Origin of the sequence: Actinopolyspora biskrensis (genome assembly GCF_013408175.1) — a bacterium.
Classification (GTDB): Bacteria; Actinomycetota; Actinomycetes; order Mycobacteriales; family Pseudonocardiaceae; genus Actinopolyspora; species Actinopolyspora biskrensis.
Genome location: NZ_JACBYW010000001.1, coordinates 37,899 through 55,560 on the forward strand (window position 1 = coordinate 37,899; position 17,662 = coordinate 55,560).

Genomic DNA, 17,662 nt, shown 5'->3' on the forward strand with positions numbered 1-17,662 from the left:
CTTACGGAGGACAACCGTGATTACCGCGATCGTGCTCATTCGGACCTCGGCCGAGTACCTCACTCAGGCCGCGCAGGAAGTCGCGGACATCGACGGTGTGGCCGAGGTGTACTCCTGCGCCGGTGATGTGGACCTGATCGCGATGGTGCGCGCGCGGGCCCACGAGGACATCGCGGACATCGTTCCGGGCAGGATCAACAAGGTCGCCGGGGTGCTCGACACCGACACGCACATCGCGTTCCGCTCGTACTCCAAGCGGGACACCGAGGAGACCTTCTCCATCGGCCTCGAATCCTGAAAGGGCCGGCGGCCCGGTTGCCGTGGTGGTGCGGCGGAACCTCGGTCGGGGGCTCGCTCCGGCGAGGCCCCGACATCGGGTGGGCACCTACGCAACGCCGGGCCTCGCTCGCGAGACCCGAGACTGAGAACCCGCGGCGGTGCTGACTGCTCAGGCTCAGAGCGCTTGCGCTGGCGCGGCGGGATTTCCGGGACTCGTCTTGCGTAGGTGTCTTCTCAGCCTGCACGTGAGTCGGCGCCTTGCTGCGTCTCAGGGCACTTCGAGCAGCCCCGGTTCCGGAAGCCGCTCAGCGCTCCGAGCGCAGTTCGGTGGAGAGCTCGACCCAGTCCCGCAGCAGCCTGCTCGCCGCTCCCGAGTCGATGGCCTCGGCCGCCTCGCGCAGCCCTTCCTCCAAACCGGCCCCCAGGTCCGTGATCGGACCGTTGTAGGCGGCGAGAGCGCCGGCGGTGTTCAGCAGCACGGCATCCCGGACCGGACCCCGCGCGCCCGCCAGCAGTTCGCGCACCACCCGTGCGTTCACCGGGGCGTCACCGCCCTGGAGCTCGTCCGGGGCGGTCAACGGGATCCCGAAGTCCGCGGGGTCGATGCGCTCCTCCCGCACCGAGCCGTCCCCGACCACCCAGACCGTGCTCGTCGTGGTGGTGGTGATCTCGTCCATCCCGTCGTCCCCGCTGACCAGCAGTACCGAGTGCCCGCGGCGGGCGAAGGCCTCGGCCATGACCGGCGCTATCCGCCGGTCGGCACAACCGATCAACCCGGAACCGGGACGGGCCGGATTGGTCAGCGGGCCGAGCACGTTGAACGCGGTGGGGATGCCGATCTCGCGGCGCGGCCCCGCCGCGTACTTCATGGCCGGATGGAACAGGGCCGCGAAGCAGAAGCCGATGCCGAGTCGCGAAACGCAGTGGTGGACGTCCTCCGGGGAGAGGTCGATGGCCACTCCGAGCTCTTCCAGCACATCGGCCGTGCCGCAGCTCGACGAGGCGGCGCGGTTGCCGTGCTTGACCACCGTGGCACCGCACGCGGCGAGCACGATCGAGGTCATGGTCGAGATGTTGACCGTTCCGGCACGGTCCCCGCCCGTGCCGACCACGTCGATCGTGTGCTGGGGAACCTCCAGCGGACGTGCGTGCTCGACCATCGCGTCGGCCATGCCGAGGATCTCCGAGGAGGTTTCGCCCTTGGCGCGCAACGCGACCGCGAACGCGGCCACCCGGGTCGGGGTGGCCTCACCGCTCATGATCTGGTCCATAGCCCAGGCGGTCTCCGTGCTTTCCAGGGTTTCCCCGGAGACGAGCCGGTTCAGCAGATCGGGCCATGTGGTCGTCGCAGTTCGCACGTTGGTGTCCTCGAGTACTCGTGTCAACCGTGGGGTGCGGGCAAGGCGTGCGCACGCAGTGTCTCGGCCACGGTCTCGGCGGCGTTCAGCGGGTCGAGCGGGTGAACGAGGACCGCGTCTGCCTGTGACCACGTGGCGAGCCATCGGTCGTCCTTGCGCCGCACGGTGACCACGATCGGCGGGCAGTCGGCGAGCTCGTTCTTCAGCTGCCGCGATACTCCCATCCCGCCGGTGGGCTGGGCTTCACCGTCCAGGACCAACAGGTCCACACTGCCCGCGTCGACCTTCCCGAGGATCTCGGCCACCGTCGAGGCCTCCGTGTACTGCACCCGTTTGACGTCGGGTGCGGGGCGGCGTCCGACGGCCGTGATGATCGAGTCGCGGATCTCCTGTCGGTGGCTGAACACGCAGACGTTGCTCGCCGAAGTGTTCATGGGCACTCCTTGGCTGCCGTGGCGGCCGGTGAGGTCTGGTTCGTGACTCGTGCCGAGTGCTCACGAGTGCTCGTATCGTATCCGGTTCGCCTCGCCGCGGGGTAATACACCTCACTGTTGCGAAGGTCTCGTCACTTCTGGGGGAACTCGCGGTTCCGCGTGGCGGCACCTCCGTCCCGCACCGCTCGGGGAAAGCGCTCGGGGAGCTCGCCCGCCCGCGTTCGACCAGCAGGAGCTCCGGACACGTAGCGCGATCACCGGGAGGCGGTGGCCCCGGTGATCCCGGTCCGGTTCGTTCCGCTCCGGCGTCCGGGACGCGGCGGGGTGCTCGTGCGGCGGGTTTCGGTTCCGCTCGGGAGGGACGGATGTCCCCTTCGGAGGCAGCGCGGGGAGTATCCGGGTCTGTGCAGGTGAGCGAGCCGGTTCTCCCCGGGGGCGGGGCCGTGCTCCCGGGATCGTGCGGTCGCCGCTCTCGCGGGTGCGCGGCGGACCCGGCACGCGGCGGGGATCGCGGGACCCCCGGCGCGCGCTCGGCGTCCGACGAGCACGGTGACGTTCACTCCGGGTAACCCCCGCGGTGGACGCGGGCGACGAAAAGGACGAGAGCGGGACCCGAGCGGGCGGGCCGAAATCGTTCGCGACATAATGCGTCGCGTGACAACGGCAGCGCCCTCAATCAGTCAACGCGTGCACTCGCTGAACCGGCCGAACATGGTCAGCGTGGGCACCATCGTTTGGTTGGCCAGCGAGCTGATGTTCTTCGCCGGGCTTTTCGCCATGTTCTTCACGGTGAAGGCCCAGAACGAGGGCCCGTGGCCACCGCCGCCCGCCGAACTCAACGTGAGCTACGCCCTACCGTTCACCATCATCCTGGTGGCGTCCTCGTTCACCTGTCAGTGGGGTGTGTTCGCGGCCGAGCGTGGTGATGTCTACGGCCTTCGTCGTTGGTACATGCTCACGCTCGTGATGGGCCTGGTCTTCGTGCTGGGACAGGCCGGTGAGTACTACACGCTGGTCACCGAGCACCACACGACGATGGCGACCTCGGCGTTCGGCACGGTCTTCTACATGACCACGGGCTTCCACGGTCTGCACGTGATCGGTGGGCTCGTCGCGTTCGTGATCCTGATGATCCGGACGAGGATGAGCAAGTTCACGCCGGCCCAGGCCGTGGCCTCGATCGTCGTGTCGTACTACTGGCACTTCGTGGACATCGTGTGGATCGGGCTCTTCCTGGTCATCTACCTGGTGCCATGACACGGTCCGCCCGGGCCGACGGAAACCAGGGACAAGGCAGCGATACGAAGCAGAGCGTGATGTTGTTGCCGCTGAATCGTCCCGAACATGACAGCAAGGGTTTTGCGCACTCATGACCACCAAAAAGAAACGCAACCGCGCGGGTTCCAAGTTCCGGCGACGGCTTTCCGGTGTGCTGGCGCTCGGGATCGCCTTGGTGGCCGCGGGCGGCCTCTACAGCGTGCTGCTCCCCGAACCGCAGACCGCGACGGCGGCGGAGGATCCGTCACTGGTCCGGGACGGCAAGGAACTTTACGAGACCTCCTGCATCAGCTGTCACGGCGAGAACCTGCAGGGCGTTGAGGACCGGGGGCCGAGCCTGATCGGAGTCGGTGGTGCGGCCGTGCACTTCCAGGTTTCCACCGGTCGCATGCCGATGAAGCGCCACGAGGCGCAGGCTCCGCGCAAACCCGAGGACTTCTCCCCGCAGGAGATCCGGGCGCTCGCCGCCTACGCCCAGTCGGTCGGAGGCGGACCGAAGCAGCCCTCGGCGAAGGGGGAGCAGCTGCAGGGCGACGACCCCGCGCGCGGTGCCGAGCTCTTCCGACTGAACTGCGCTTCCTGTCACAACTTCACCGGTCGGGGGATCGCGCTGTCCGCGGGCAAGAACGCTCCGGATCTGAGCCAGGCCACCGAACAGCAGATCTACGAGGCGATGCACACCGGGCCTGCGAACATGCCGAAGTTCTCCGAACGTCAGCTGACCCCTGACGAGAAGAAGGACATCATCGCCTACGTGAAGTCGGTGACCGACGGCAACAACAACCCCGGTGGCAACGCGCTCGGTGGCTACGGGCCGGGGCCAGAGACGGTCGTGGCCTGGGTCATCGGGCTCGGAAGTCTCGTCGGCCTCACCCTGTGGATCGGAGCCAGGGCATGAGTGAGCGGGATATGAGCGAGCAGAACAGCAGCGAACGACACGGCAGCGACTCGGACAACGAGCACCTCACCGGCAAGGACGAGCAGCAGCCGACCGAGGCGGAACTCGCGGAGATGAGCCGCGACGAGAAGGTCCGGCTCGGTCTGGCCCAGGACGACGTCGAGCTCGTCGAGTACCCCGACCCGTGGCCCGTCAAGGGGACCAGGGCCGAACGGCGCGCCGAACGCGCGGTCGCCGCGTGGTTCTCGCTGGCCGGGTTCTCGGCGCTGGCCTTCATCGGGGTCTTCGTCTTCTGGCCGTGGCGCTACGTCAATCCGCTGGCCGACGAGCAGGGGCACTTCCTGTACTCGCTGTACAACCCCCTGATCGGCTTCTTCCTCGGACTGTCGATCCTCTCGGTGGGAATCGGCGCGATCCTGTACTCGAAGAAGTTCATGCCGCACGAGGTCGCCGTCCAGCAGCGGCACGACGGGCACGGTTCCTCCGAACTGGACCGCCAGACGGCCGCGGCCGAGCTGGCCGACGCCGGGTCCCGGAGCACGATCGCCCGCCGCTCGATGATCAAGCGCACCGCCGGTTTCGGAGCCGGGGCCTTCGGTCTGGGCACGGGCGTGCTGGTTCTCGGCGGAATGGTCAAGAACCCGTGGGCCGAGACCGGCCCCGATTCGCTCAACCACACCGGTTGGATGCAGAGCGGCGACGAGAAGGTCTACCTGCGTCGCAACACCGGTAACGCCCACGAGGTTTCGCTGGTGCGGGCACAGGATCTCACCCCGGGCGGGTTCGAGACGGTGTTTCCGTTCCGCGAGTCCGAACGCGGGAACGAGGAGGCGTTGCTGCACGCCCTGCGTCGTTCCGACAACCCGGTCATGTTGATCCGGCTGCGGCCCGGCGACTCCCCCGTGGAGCGCAAGGGGCAGGAGGACTTCAACTACGGCGACTACTACGCCTACTCGAAGATCTGCACCCACCTGGGATGTCCGACCTCGTTGTACGAGACTCAGACCGGCAGGCTGCTCTGCCCCTGCCACCAGTCGCAGTTCGACGTGGCCAACAGCTATGCCAAGCCGGTCTTCGGGCCCGCTACGCGCGCTCTGCCGCAGTTGCCGATCACGGTTGACGAAGAGGGCTACTTCGTGGCGAAGAGCGACTTCATCGAGCCGATCGGTCCGGCCTACTGGGAGCGGAATTCATGAGTTCGATCACTACCCCGACAAAGTCGGAAAGTGCGGTGTACCGCGCGGCCAGCAAACAGGCCGACGAGGTGGACAAACGGCTCCAGATCGCGCCCGGTCTGCGCAAGCAGTTCAACAAGGTGTTTCCGACGCACTGGTCGTTCCTGCTGGGCGAGGTCGCGCTCTACACCTTCATCCTGCTGCTGCTGACCGGCACCTATCTGGCGTTCTTCTTCGACCCCTCGATGGCCGAGGTGCAGTACCAGGGCGCCTACACCAACCTGCGCGGCATCGAGATGTCCCGCGCCTTCGCCAGCACGCTGGACATCTCCTTCGAGGTGCGGGGCGGGATGTTCGCCAGGCAGGTGCACCACTGGGCCGCGCTGCTGTTCATGGCGTCGATCGTCGCCCACATGCTGCGCATCTTCTTCACGGGCGCCTTCCGGCGTCCGAGGGAGACCAACTGGATGATCGGCATCCTGCTGTTCATCCTCGGGATGTTCGAAGGGTTCACCGGCTACTCGCTGCCGGACGACCTGCTCTCCGGCACCGGTGTGCGCATCGCCTCCGGGATCACGATGTCGGTTCCCGTGGTCGGCACCTGGATCCACTGGATCCTCTTCGGCGGGGAGTTCCCCGGAACCGAGCTGATCCCGCGCTTCTACATGATGCACATCTTCCTGCTTCCGGGCATCATCCTCGGGCTGATCGCGGTGCACCTGGCTCTGGTCTGGTACCAGAAGCACACCCAGTTCCCCGGTGTGCGGCGCAAGGAAAGCAATGTGGTCGGTGTGCGGATCCTTCCCGTCTTCGCCACCAAGGGCGGCGGTTTCTTCGCCATCGTCACCGGCGTCACGGCCATCATGGGCGGGATCTTCCAGATCAACCCGATCTGGCACCTCGGGCCGTACAACGCCTCGCAGGTCTCGGCCGCGTCCCAGCCGGACTGGTACATGATCTGGACGGACGGATCCAGCAGGCTCTGGCCCTCCTGGGAGGTCTACCTGTGGGGTGAGTACACGATCCCCGCGGTGTTCTTCCCGACGGCGCTGTTCATGGGCCTGATCTTCACCGTGGCGCTGGCCTATCCGCTGATCGAGCGCAAGCTCACCGGAGACGACGCGCACCACAACCTGTTGCAGCGCCCGCGGGACGTTCCGGTGCGGACGAGTCTCGGCGCCATGGCGCTGACGTTCTTCTCGGTGTTGATGATCTCGGGTGTCAACGACATCGTCGCCTTCAAGTTCGACATCTCGCTGAACGCGATGACCTGGATCGGCCGGATCGGCCTGCTGATCGCTCCGCCGATCGCCTACTACATCACCTACCGGCTCTGCATCGGTCTGCAGAAGTCCGACCGCGAGGTGCTGGAGCACGGCCTGGAAACGGGCATCATCAAGCGTCTGCCGCACGGGGAGTTCGTCGAGGTGCACCAGCCGCTCGGCCCCGTGGACGAGCACGGTCACCCCGAGGAGCTCGAGTACCAGGGGGCTCCGGTGCCGAAGAAGATGAACAAGCTTGGTGCCGCGGGCAAGCCGGTCGAAGGCGGTTGGCTCAAGCCCGATCCGAGCGGGGAGACGGCCGCGCTGGACGCTGCCCGCGAGGAGGAGCACGTGGCCGCGGGCGAGCACGAGGAGATCCCGGAGTCGGAGGCTTCCGAACGGGGCGAGCTCGTCGGCGGCAAGGCGCGTCAGCCGGAGGAGTGATCCTTCCCGGAGAAGTGGCGTGTTGACCGGACCGGCGGCTCCCGCACCTCAGGCAGGTGCGGGAGCCGCCGGTTTTTTCGCGCCGGTTTCCGGCGGTGCGCGGGTGTCGCCGGGGCGGTGGGTACTACCGTCGGAAGCATGACGACGATCACGGACCAGGTGCGGTCCTTTTTGGAGCAGGGTGGTCGCACGGGCAAGCTCGGCTACCTCGGTTCGGACGGGCGCCCGCTGGTGGCCCCCGTCTGGTTCGCCGTGGACGGGGAGCGGATCGTGCTCACCACCGGCACCGCCAGTGCGAAGGCCGCGGCCATGCTAAGGGACCCACGTTTGACGTTGTGCGTCGACGAGCAGAGCGCGCACACCTTCGTGCAGATCCAGGGCGACGCGGAGACCACGGACGACCCGGACGAGGTCCTGCGAGTGGCCACCACCGTGGCGGCGTACTACGTGGGCGAGGAGAAGGCGGAAAGGGTCGGGAAGAAGATCGCGGGCCCGGGCCAGCTCGCCGTGCATCTCACCCCCACCAGGATCGTTTCCAGCGAGGACCTCGGGGAGTAGGCTCGGCGACTCGGTTGCTCGGATTCCGGGCAGTCCCGCCGCGGAACCATCCAAGCAAACCGAGTCGGGAACAGGAGTTGTCCTCAGTCGACTCCCGGGTAGGGGGTGCGGGCCAGCGAGGCCGAATCGACCCAGTCGCGCCACTTCCCGACCGAGCCCGCGGGCTCGGTCCAGGGGACGTCACACCGGACCATTCTGGCGTCGCCCGAGGTCAGCCACCGGTGGACCACGTGGACCTCTTCCGGGGGCGCCCCGAACAGCGGCCCCTCGCCGGGGATGACGGTCTCGGCCGAGGCCCGCAGGGAACCGACCACCGGCATCGGGGGCGTCCCACGCGGTGCCGCTCCGGCGGAAGCCAGTCGCCCGTGACGCACCACGGCGAGCAGCCAGCCGCCCGATCCGTCCGGCCGCGCCGCGACCAGTTCCGGTACCCGGGCCAGCGCGGACAGTCGTTGCCCGCGGTCCACCGCACGAATGAGTCCGGCGAGGCGGTCCCGGTGCTCGGCCGCGCCCTCGAAGCGCTGGCCCGCCGCGAGCCTGTCGATCTCCGCTCGTAGCCGGTGCAGCGCGGAGTCGCCCTCCCCGGTGAGCACTTCGCGCACCGGGACCACGTGGGGCTCGTACCCCGCGGGGCTCTCGTAGCCCGCGCACGGCGCGCCGCAACGTCCCAGTTCGTAGACCGCGCAGGGGCGAGCCGCGGCGCCCCCGGCGGGTATGTGCTCGGTGCACTCGCGCAGTCCGGTGACGTCGTGCAGCGCTTCGACCGCTTCCAGAGCGGTGTTCCTGGTGCGGAAGGGACCGAGCGAGTTCCGGGCGGGTGCCCGGGAGACCTTCAACCGCGGGAAGGGCTCTTCGGTGAGCGAGATCCACCAGAGCTTCCGCTGGTTCTTGGATCTGCGGTTGTACCAGGGGTGGTGGGCGTCGAGCAGCCGCAGTTCCCGCACCTCGGCTTCCAGGGGGTGCGCGCAGGTGACGTGCTCGACGTGTTCGGCGAGCGCGACCATCTCCCTGATCCCGTTCCTGCGCTCTCCCGCCGTGAAGTACTGCCCGACCCTGCGCCGCAGGTTCGTCGCCGTGCCGACGTAGAGCACTTCCTCGTTCGGGCCGCGGAACAGGTACACGCCGGGCTCCTCGGGAAGCCCGGAGGCCAGGGTTCGTTTGCGGCGCTGCTGCGCGGTCACACCGGGCAGGTACTCCAGCAGGTCCTCCAGGGTGCACACCCCCGAGGGGCCGAGCAGTCCCAGCAGCGCGTGCAGCACGTCGTTCGTGGTTCTGGCGTCCTGAAGTGCCCGGTGCGCTGGTGCGTGGGCGGTCCCCAGCGTTTCGGCGAGCGTGGCCAGCCCGTGGTTCGGTGTCCGCCCTCCGGACAGGACACGCCGCGAGAGCCGGAGCGTGCAGACCACGGAGGGGTTGGGCCAGCTCAGGCCCAGCCGTGCGCATCCGGCGCGGAGGAACCCCGTGTCGAACGGGGCGTTGTGTGCCACGAGCACGCAGCCGGCCGCGAACTCGAGGAAGGCGGGCAGCGCGGTGCCGAGCGCCGGGGCGCCCGCGAGCGTGTCGTCGCTGATCCCGGTGATCGCCGCGACCCCCGCGGGCACGGGGCGTCCGGGGTCGACCAGGGTGGAGAACTCCTCGACGACCTCGCCTCCGCGCACCTTCACCGCGGCGATCTCGGTTATCCCGTCCCGCTCGCGGTGCTTTCCCGTGGTCTCCAGGTCCACTACCACGAAGGTGACTTCGCGCAGGGGATGTCCCAGCTCGGCGAAGGACATCTGGGCGCGCTCCGGTAACCGGCTCATGGTCGGCGAGCGTATGCGGTGCTCCCGATCATGCGTTGAACAGTGCTCCGGTGCCGCAACAACCGCCGGATGCGGGTAATGCCGGATGGAACACTTAGCCTGGAAGAGTGATACCGCCAACAACGGGCGACAACGCCGAGGACCCGCGAGCCGACACGGACTCCGTCCCCGCTTCCGAATCCGCCGAGAGCACGGGGGACAGCGCCGTCGACTGGGACGCTCTGCCCGGGCCGTTGTGCACGCGGTTAGCCGAGCTGGCAGCGGCCGCTCTCGGTGAGATGCGAGCGGGGGACGTTCCAGTCCCGCTGCGTCCGGTGATGCGTTTCGCGGTTGCCAAGAGAGCGAAGCTGGGGCAGTCGAACCTGTTGGCGGCCATGCGTGACTCCGCCGTGTTCCGTGCCACGGTGCTGGAGTGGTGCAGGAAGAACAGACCGGGGGTGTTGGAGCCGTGGCAGTCGGACCCGCTCGCGGCTGCCACGGCCGCGGTGTTGCTGGGGACCGTGACGGCTCCGCACTACGTGGAGCTCATCGGGTACCGGAGCGAGCACGGCAGGCTCCGCGAGCGGTGTGACTCGGCCGTTTCGCGGGCCGAGAAGCTCTCGAAGGAGAACGAGCGGCTGCGCGGCGAGCTCGCCGAAGCCAGGGAAGCGGCTCAGCGCGCCGAGCAGTACAGCGGAGCCGACGCGGACCGGCTGCGTAAACGATTGCGGCAGCAGGGCGTCCAGCTCAAGGAGTACAAGGACGAGGTGGCACGCCTCGGGGCCGAGTTGGAACGGCTCACCGAGTCCAAGGACAGGGAGCTGTCCGAGATCGCCGGTGAACGCGACCGGGAGCGGGGGCGTGCGCTGGACGAACGGGCCAGGGCCCAGCGCGCCGACCGCGAGGCCGAGGTGGCCAGGCAGTCGGCCCGGGAAGCCAGACGCGGTGACGAGGTCAGGCTGGCGCTGTTGCTGGAAACCCTGGAGGGGTCGGTCGCCGGGCTCCGGAGGGAGATCGGCGCCAACCGGCGCGGTGACGAGATCTCCGGCCCGAGACCGGCCGAAACGGTCTCGGGGGTCCGTGCGCACTCGGGAACGACGGACGACGTGCCGGACGTGGCCGCGCTGGATCGGCTGTTGGCGTTGCCCGCCGTGCATCTGATCGTCGACGGTTACAACGTCACCAAGACCGGTTATCCGGACCTTCCGCTGGCCGAGCAGCGGGACAGGCTGGCCCACCAGGCCGCGGTGCTGGCCGCGCGTTCGGGCGTGGAGGTGACCGTCGTCTTCGACGGGGCGAACGTCGTGGCGGTGCCGAACGCGGGACCTCGTGGCGTGCGGGTGCTGTTCAGCGAACAGGGGGTCCAGGCCGACGACGTGATCAGGGGGTTGGTCGAGTCGGAGCCGAGGGGGCGCCAGTTGGTCGTGGCCACCTCGGACAGAGAAGTGGTGGACTCGGTACGCAAGCGGGGCGCCTACGCCGTGGCTTCGGCGGTGTTGCTGGAGCGGATCAACCCGGGGTGAGAGAGGCGGCGGCTCGGTTGCCGTAGGTGGTTGCGTGGCGGAGCTTCGCGTGGGTGGTCGGGTGGCCGTCACGTGAGTCGGCGCCTTGCTGCGTTGGGCCCGCTCTTGAGTAGCGACCTGCGCGGCGAGCGGCCCGGCCTGGCAATGCATCCGACTCGCGCACCGGAGCGTCGCTACCCGATGTCGGGCCTGGCCGGAGCGAGAGCCCGCGAGAGGTTCCGCCACGAAACCACCCAAGCAGGCCAATCCGTGCACTCTTTTACCTGGTTTTGATCACGCTGTGTCGTGTTGTTGCCCCCACTCTGGACTAGTCGGCTCACCTCTCGTAATCTAGCCGAGACTTCGCGGCGATCAGCCGCCCAAACCGGGGCGGCTCCGCGGAGTTGTCGCCGGATCGGCTCGTCGGGGGAGTCGAACCGGGAGCATTCCCGAGCGCGCCACCGGTGCTGCGCGGACGGTCTTACGCGGGAGCACGAGCACACGTCTCCTGCCCACGGTGCTGGTCGCCGTCGGCCGGGTGCGCTTCTTCCAACGGGACCTCCTGGTCGGCGGCCGAGCAAACGAAGGAGCAATGCGCGAAGTGGCCTCGCACGGACTCAAACGCTCAATGCGGGGAGCACTGACGGCTACGGCGGTGGCCACCGCCGTCACCGTGAGCTCCGCGCCGGCTCTCGCGGACCCCGATCTGCCCGACGACAAGTCCGAAGCCGTCGAGCAGCTTCAGAAGCTCTCCCGCCAGGCCGAACAGCTCACCGAGAAGTACAAACGGGCCAAGGACGACCACGAGGCCCGTATGTCCGAGCTGGACGAGGCCAAGGCGGCCGAAGCCGAGGCGAAGAAGGCCGCCGATCGGGCCAGGGCCGAGGAGGAGAAGTTCAGGGGGCAGGTGGACGAGCTGACCAGCTCCGTCTACAGGGGCTCCCGGATGAACCAGCTCTCGGCTCTGATGGCCAGCGAATCGCCGGACTCGTTCCTGGACCGTGCCTCGATAATGGACGAACTGGCCAGGGACAACCAGCAGGCCGTCTCCGCCGTGAGCAGTGCGACCGAGAAGGCCGAAGCCGCGGAGCGGAAGGCACGGGAAGCGCGCGAGCGCGCGGCCGAGGCCGAGCAGGAGGCGGCCCGCCTCCAGGAGGAGATCTCCGAGAAGAAGTCCAAGATGGAGGAGCGGGTCTCCGAGGTCGAGGAGCACATCGAGGAGCTGAGCCAGGAGGAGCAGGAATCGCTGTCGGGAGGCGGGCAGACCGACTACGACTACGCGGGCGGTTCCGGCTCGGCGGCCGGTGCTGTTCAGGCGGCGTTGAGCAAGCAGGGCTCGCCCTACGTGTACGGTGCCGACGGCCCCAGCCAGTTCGACTGCTCCGGACTGATGTACTGGGCCTATGCGCAGGCCGGGGTGGATCTGCCCCGTTCGAGCAGCGCGCAGGCGCAGGTGGGCAAGCCGATCTCCGCTTCCCAGCTCAAGCCCGGTGACCTCATCTTCTACTACAGCCCGGTCAGCCACGTCTCCATGTACGTCGGCAACGGCAAGGCCGTGCACGCCCCGACGAGCGGGCAGGTCGTCAAGGTCGTGCCCTACGACCAGATCGCGTCCGTCAACCGGATGCGCCGCGTGGTCGGTTGATCGAGGTTCCGCAGGCTCGGCCGTCCCGGTAACCGGGGAACCGTCTTCCGGTCGCGACGGTTCCCCGGCGCCGGAGTGGTTCGGGGGATCCCGCTGAAGTTCTCCGCTCGCATCGGCGGCTGATTCGGGGTTCCCTCCGGTACCTGCCGCGCCGAGACGCACCACCCGGTCGACCGGCACCGCCGCGGGGTCTCCCGCGGTGCTCTCGCGCGGAAGGCCCGGCGTCGTGCAGGCCGCTGCCCGACGCCGGGCCCCGGTGGAGGCGAGCACCCCGCGGGAGGTTCGGCCCCCGCACCGCCACGCGATCCGAACCGGGGACTCCCCGGTCAGGTCAGGAGTAGATCGCCTCGATCTCGGAGGCGTAGTTCTCCGCGACCTTGTTCCGCTTGACCTTCAGACTCGGGGTCATCTCCCCCCGGTCCTCGGCGAAGTCCTGCGGCAGGATGCGGAACTGCTTGATCTGCTCCGCCTTGGACACAGCCTGGTTGGCCTCGTCGACCGCTTTCTGCACCTCGGCGCACATCTCGGGATCGTCCGCCAACTCGCTCGGCGAGGTGTCCTTGGGACGTCCCCTGGACTCGAGCCAGGAGGGCAGGAACTCGGGGTCCAGGGTCACCAGTGCCCCGATGAAGGGTTTCTGGTCCCCGACCACCATGCACTGGCTGATCAGCGGGTGCGCCCGCATGTGATCCTCCAGCACGGCGGGAGCCACGTTCTTGCCGCCCGCGGTCACGATGATCTCCTTCTTCCTGCCGGTGATCCGCAGGAAGCCGTCCTCGTCGAGCGAGCCGAGATCGCCCGTGTGGAACCAGCCGTCCTCGAGGGACGCCTCGGTGGCCGCCTGGTTGTTCCAGTACCGGTGGAAGACCACGTCGCCCTTGACGAGTACCTCGCCGTCCTCGGCGATCCTTATGGAGGTCCCCGCGATCGGACGGCCGACAGTGCCGATCTTGTAGTTGTCCTGGACGTTGACCGCCGCGGCCGCTGTGGTCTCGGTCAGCCCGTATCCTTCGAGGATCGGTACTCCCATTCCGAAGAAGAAGTGGGTCAGGCGCTCACCGAGCGGAGCACCTCCGGACACCGCCGCGATGCACCGTCCTCCCAGCGCGGCGCGCAGCTTGCCGTACACCAGCTTGTCGAACACGAAGTGCTTGGCACGCAGTACGGCGCCCGGCTTCCCGGAGCCGGACAGGGCGCGGCTGTAGGCCACCGCGGTCTCCTCGGCCGCGTCGAAGATCCTGCCCTTGCCCTCGCCGTGGGCCTTCTGCTTGGCGGTGTTGTAGACCTTCTCGAAAACCCGCGGCACGGCCAGCACGAAGGTCGGCCGGAACGATCCCAGGTCCTCGACGAGGTTCTTGACGTCACCGGTGTGCCCGAGGGTCAACCTGGCGTAGACGCAGGAGATGGTGATCACCCTGGCGAGCACGTGCGCCATGGGCAGGAACATCAGCATCGAGTTCCCCGGCTGCATCAGCTGGGGGAACGCGTTCAGATCGCCGCGCACCTCGGCGAGCAGGTTGCGGTGGGTGAGTACGCACCCCTTGGGGCGTCCCGTGGTGCCGGAGGTGTAGATCAGGGTAGCCGTGTCGTCGGCACCGATGGAGCGCCTCCGGTCGTGCACCTCCCCGTCGGCCAGTTCCGAACCCAGTGACGTGAGTTCGGCCACCGCGGTGGAGCGGTCCTCGGGGACGGGGCCGTCGATCTGCCAGACGTGCCGCACGGCGGGCAGGTCGTCGAGGACCGTGTCGAGTTCGGCACGGTGCTGCGGTGTTTCGATCACGACCGCCGATGCCTCGGAGTCGCTCAGGATCCATTCCGCCTGGTCCGCCGAGGACGTCTCGTAGATCGGGACGGTGACGCATCCCGCCGACCAGATCGCGAAGTCGAACAGGCTCCACTCGTAGCGGGTGCGGGACATCAGCCCCACCCGGTCACCCTGCTGCAGACCCGCGGCGATGAGCCCCTTGGACACCGCGAGTACCTGCGCGGCGAATTCGGCCGTTGTCACGTCCACCCAGGTGCCGTCCACCCTGCGGCGGAAGCCGACCGTGTCGCCGAACCGCTCGGCATTGGCCCACACCATGTCGGTGAGGTTCTCCTCGGCGGCCACCGTGACAGTGGCGGGGGCGCTGAACTCTCGCACGTTGCATCCTCCGAAAGCACGCCAAATTGTGATGGCCAACCTAACCCCGAGCGCTACTGGGCGGTAGCCCCCCTTCTCGTTGTGGGGCGGAATCATAGCGCGACCCGGGAGGTTTCCCACGACGAGTCGCTTCACCGGACGGGAAGGACCCGGCCGGCGGGAACCGCGGCCGACTGCCGTCCGAGGGGTCCGGCCCGCTTCCCGGACGTCGACCAACGTGCCGGTGGCCGAGCGCCTGCGCGGGGCCGCGGCGCGAGTCCTTCGCCACGCGGTCCCGTGAGCGGTTAGTTTGGTTGAGCAGGATATTCGGCGGAGAACGGAGGCACCTTGCGGGTGCATGTGGTCTCGGACGTGCACGGAAACGTGGAAGATCTCAAACGGGCCGGCGACGGCGCCGACGCGTTGGTCGTGCTGGGCGATCTCGTCGACTTCGTCGACTACCACGATCACGAGAAGGGAATCCTCGGTGCCGTGTTCGGACCCGAGAAGGTCGGTCACTTCGCCGAGCTGCGCCGGAATCGCCGCGGTGCGGAGATGGCCGGGTACCTGCGCTCGCTGTGGGACGGCCTCCCGGATCCGGCGACGGTGGTTCGCCAGGCGGTCCGCGAGCAGTACGCGGAACTGTTCGCCGCCATGCCGGTGCCCACCTACGCGACCGCGGGGAACGTGGACGCGCCGGGGCTCTGGCCCGAGTTCACGGGTGACGGTGTCCGGGCGCTGGACGGTCAGAGCGTGGAGATCGGCGGATTGCGTTTCGGCTTCGTCGGCGGGGCGCTGCTGCCCCCGGGAGGGACGCTGCGGCACGACCTTCCCTGGGTTCCCAACCTGCGCACCGAGACGGAGTTCGACGAGCTGGTGGAGGGGTTGGACGAGGTGGACGTGCTGTGCACCCACGTGCCCCCGCAGGTCCCCGAACTGGTTTACGACGTGGTGGCCCGCAGAGCGGAGCGGGGCTCGGCGGGTGTGCTGCGCCGGGTGGAGCGGGACTGCCCGCGCTGGTCGCTGTTCGGCCACGTGCACCAGCCCCTGGCCGGGAGGACGCGGATCGGGCGCACCGAATGCGTCAACGTCGGCCACTTCAAACGTCACGGGGAGCCGTACGTGCTGCGCTGGTGAGCGCCCCGAGCTCGCCTGCCGGTGGCCGTCCGACGGGCGATGACCTGTAATCTGCCCGGCATGGTCGACCAGTCCACCCAGTCCATCGTGATCGAGGCGCCGGCCACGGAGATCATGGCCGTGATCGCGGACTTCGGCGCGTATCCCGAGTGGGCGGAGGCGGTCAAGGAGGCCGAGGTGCTGTCCCGCGACGGGGAGGGCAGGGCCGAGCGGGTGAGGTTCGTGCTGGACGCGGGTGTGGTCAAGGACACCTACACGCTCGTCTACGAGTGGGGGCGCGACGAGCTGTCGGTCAGCTGGAACCTCCTGGAGGGGCAGGTGCAGAAGGCCCAGCGGGGCAGTTACACGTTGCGGCCGCTGCAGGACCGGCGCACCGAGGTGACCTACAGCCTGGCCGTGGACCTCTCGATTCCCGTGATCGGCCTGTTCAAGCGCAAAGCCGAAAAAATGATCATGGACACCGCGTTGAAGGAGCTCAAGCGGCGCGTGGAGTCCGCCCGGTGATCCTCCGGAAACCGCGGTGACCGCGCTCGAGCGGGGCGAGGAATGCGAATGCTGATGTTCACCGGAAAGGGTGGGGTCGGCAAAACCACCCTGGCAGCTGCCACGGCGACACGTGTGGCGGCGCGGGGCGGGAAGGTCCTGGTGGTCTCGACCGATCCCGCTCACTCGCTCGGGGACTGCCTGGGCAGCGCGTTGTGCGGCGAGCCCCGCGAAGTGACCGCGCCGCCGGGCGACGCCCGCCCGGACTCCGGAACCGCCGAAGTCCGGTTCCACGCGGCGGAGACGGCGACCAGGAACCTGCTCGACGGGGTCTGGGGCGAACTGCGCGAACACCTGCACACCTTGCTGGCCTCCTCCGGAATCGCCGAGGTGGAGGCGGCCGAGCTGACCGGTTTCCCCGGCATCGAGGAACTGCTGGCTCTGGCCGAGGTGCGGCGACTCGCCACCGAGGGGCCCTGGGACACGGTGATCGTCGACTGCGGACCCACCGCCGAGACGCTCCGGCTGCTGACCCTTCCCGAAGCGCTGTCCGGCTACCTCGAACGAGCGTTTCCCAGGCATCGACGCGTCATCAGGGGCGTGCTGGCCGGAGCGGCCGGTGAGCCCCACACGCGACGCTGGGACGCCGCTGCCGACGCGCTGGGCCGGCTCGCCGAACGGCTGGGGGCGCTGGCCGGTTCGCTCACCGACCCCCGGACCAGCGTGCGTCTGGTGACCACCCCCGAATCCCTGGTCGCCGCGGAGACCCGCCGCACGCTGACCGCGCTGTCCCTGCACCAGATCCACGTCGACGGCCTGCTGGTCAACCGGATGGTCCCCGACCCGGGGTCGGCTCGTGGGCAGGCGGCGGCCTGGATGCGGACCAGGCGCAAGGAGCAGCGGGAGGTCGTGGACGGGCTGCGGGGGCTCGGCCTGCCGCTGCGGACGGTCGAGTACAGCGCCGACGAACCGGCGGGACCACGGATGCTGCGCGAGCTGGGCGAGCGGATCTACGGGGAGTCCGACCCCCTGGACGGCGCCGAGCGCGCGCCCGTGATCGAGTTGAGCGACGAGGGCGCCGATGCGTGGGCGCGCTACTGCCTGCGGCTCGCGCTGCCGTTGGGACCGGACGCCGAACCGGAGCTCGCGCGCGTCGGTGACGAACTCGCCGTCACCGTGGACGGACGTCGCAGACTGATCGCCCTGCCCTCCGTGCTGCGCCGCTGCGTCGTCGTCGACGCAGCGGCGGGAGACGACGGGCTGCGAGTGCGTTTCCGACCGGACCCCGAGCAGTGGATGCGGTGAGTCG

15 protein-coding genes are annotated in these 17,662 nt (G+C 68.7%); 11 read left to right on the plus strand and 4 right to left on the minus strand.

Translation table 11 applies throughout. From position 1 onward, the window contains the following. Nucleotides 1-16 precede the first annotated feature (16 nt). On the plus strand, nucleotides 17-298 hold the full coding sequence (locus FHR84_RS00155; RefSeq protein ID WP_179533379.1) for an Lrp/AsnC ligand binding domain-containing protein: 282 nt from the start codon (nucleotides 17-19) through the stop codon (nucleotides 296-298). A 286-nt stretch (nucleotides 299-584) separates the two neighbouring features. On the opposite strand, the gene trpD is transcribed toward FHR84_RS00155, so the two are convergent. Then, nucleotides 585-1,637, minus strand: coding sequence for an anthranilate phosphoribosyltransferase (trpD, locus tag FHR84_RS00160; RefSeq protein WP_343075112.1), 1,053 nt, complete (start codon nucleotides 1,635-1,637; stop codon nucleotides 585-587). A 23-nt stretch (nucleotides 1,638-1,660) separates the two neighbouring features. After that, nucleotides 1,661-2,071 (minus strand): response regulator, encoded by a 411-nt coding sequence (locus tag FHR84_RS00165; RefSeq protein WP_179533381.1) that lies wholly within the window; start codon nucleotides 2,069-2,071, stop codon nucleotides 1,661-1,663. Between the two features lie 645 nt (nucleotides 2,072-2,716). Here FHR84_RS00165 and ctaE point away from each other — a divergent pair. The 5 genes from ctaE (at nucleotide 2,717) to FHR84_RS00190 (ending at nucleotide 7,686) form a co-directional block, all read left to right on the plus strand. Continuing rightward, complete coding sequence (gene ctaE / locus FHR84_RS00170; protein WP_179533382.1) at nucleotides 2,717-3,328, plus strand: aa3-type cytochrome oxidase subunit III; 612 nt, start codon at nucleotides 2,717-2,719, stop codon at nucleotides 3,326-3,328. A 112-nt stretch (nucleotides 3,329-3,440) separates the two neighbouring features. Then, on the plus strand, nucleotides 3,441-4,247 hold the full coding sequence (gene qcrC, locus FHR84_RS00175; protein ID WP_179533383.1) for a cytochrome bc1 complex diheme cytochrome c subunit: 807 nt from the start codon (nucleotides 3,441-3,443) through the stop codon (nucleotides 4,245-4,247). 11 nt (nucleotides 4,248-4,258) lie between these two features. Then, a complete protein-coding gene (gene qcrA / locus FHR84_RS00180; RefSeq protein WP_179534338.1) occupies nucleotides 4,259-5,443 on the plus strand; it encodes a cytochrome bc1 complex Rieske iron-sulfur subunit in 1,185 nt (394 codons plus the stop codon). Continuing rightward, on the plus strand, nucleotides 5,440-7,128 hold the full coding sequence (gene qcrB, locus FHR84_RS00185; protein WP_179533384.1) for a cytochrome bc1 complex cytochrome b subunit: 1,689 nt from the start codon (nucleotides 5,440-5,442) through the stop codon (nucleotides 7,126-7,128). The genes qcrA and qcrB overlap by 4 nt, the downstream gene beginning before the upstream one ends. A 138-nt stretch (nucleotides 7,129-7,266) precedes the next feature. Then, nucleotides 7,267-7,686 carry a PPOX class F420-dependent oxidoreductase gene (locus FHR84_RS00190; protein WP_179533385.1) on the plus strand — a complete coding sequence of 140 codons (420 nt, stop codon included), beginning with the start codon at nucleotides 7,267-7,269 and terminating at the stop codon, nucleotides 7,684-7,686. 83 nt (nucleotides 7,687-7,769) lie between these two features. On the opposite strand, the gene FHR84_RS00195 is transcribed toward FHR84_RS00190, so the two are convergent. Beyond that, nucleotides 7,770-9,485, minus strand: a complete 1,716-nt coding sequence (locus FHR84_RS00195) for a DEDD exonuclease domain-containing protein (protein ID WP_179533386.1) — start codon at nucleotides 9,483-9,485, stop codon at nucleotides 7,770-7,772. 107 nt (nucleotides 9,486-9,592) lie between these two features. Here FHR84_RS00195 and FHR84_RS00200 point away from each other — a divergent pair, with 107 nt between their 5' ends. Both FHR84_RS00200 and FHR84_RS00205 read left to right on the plus strand, forming a co-directional pair. Beyond that, the gene (locus FHR84_RS00200) at nucleotides 9,593-10,987 is read left to right on the plus strand and encodes an NYN domain-containing protein (protein WP_179533387.1); all 1,395 of its coding nucleotides are present in this window, start codon (nucleotides 9,593-9,595) and stop codon (nucleotides 10,985-10,987) included. 571 nt (nucleotides 10,988-11,558) lie between these two features. Further along, on the plus strand, nucleotides 11,559-12,611 hold the full coding sequence (locus FHR84_RS00205; protein WP_179533388.1) for a C40 family peptidase: 1,053 nt from the start codon (nucleotides 11,559-11,561) through the stop codon (nucleotides 12,609-12,611). Nucleotides 12,612-12,942: 331 nt separating this feature from the next. Here FHR84_RS00205 and FHR84_RS00210 read toward each other — a convergent pair whose 3' ends face one another. Then, entirely contained in the window at nucleotides 12,943-14,754 is a 1,812-nt protein-coding gene (locus FHR84_RS00210) for an AMP-binding protein (RefSeq protein WP_179533389.1), read from the minus strand. Nucleotides 14,755-15,081: 327 nt separating this feature from the next. Between FHR84_RS00210 and FHR84_RS00215 the strand changes: the two genes are divergently transcribed. Genes FHR84_RS00215 through FHR84_RS00225 form a run of 3 tightly spaced genes read left to right on the plus strand, consistent with a single transcriptional unit; the run spans nucleotide 15,082 to nucleotide 17,658 of the window. Then, the gene (locus tag FHR84_RS00215) at nucleotides 15,082-15,870 is read left to right on the plus strand and encodes a metallophosphoesterase family protein (RefSeq protein ID WP_179533390.1); all 789 of its coding nucleotides are present in this window, start codon (nucleotides 15,082-15,084) and stop codon (nucleotides 15,868-15,870) included. Between the two features lie 60 nt (nucleotides 15,871-15,930). Continuing rightward, nucleotides 15,931-16,374: an SRPBCC family protein gene (locus tag FHR84_RS00220; RefSeq protein ID WP_179533391.1), complete on the plus strand. Its 444-nt coding sequence runs from the start codon at nucleotides 15,931-15,933 to the stop codon at nucleotides 16,372-16,374. 42 nt (nucleotides 16,375-16,416) lie between these two features. Continuing rightward, nucleotides 16,417-17,658 carry an ArsA family ATPase gene (locus FHR84_RS00225; RefSeq protein ID WP_179533392.1) on the plus strand — a complete coding sequence of 414 codons (1,242 nt, stop codon included), beginning with the start codon at nucleotides 16,417-16,419 and terminating at the stop codon, nucleotides 17,656-17,658. Nucleotides 17,659-17,662 lie beyond the last annotated feature (4 nt).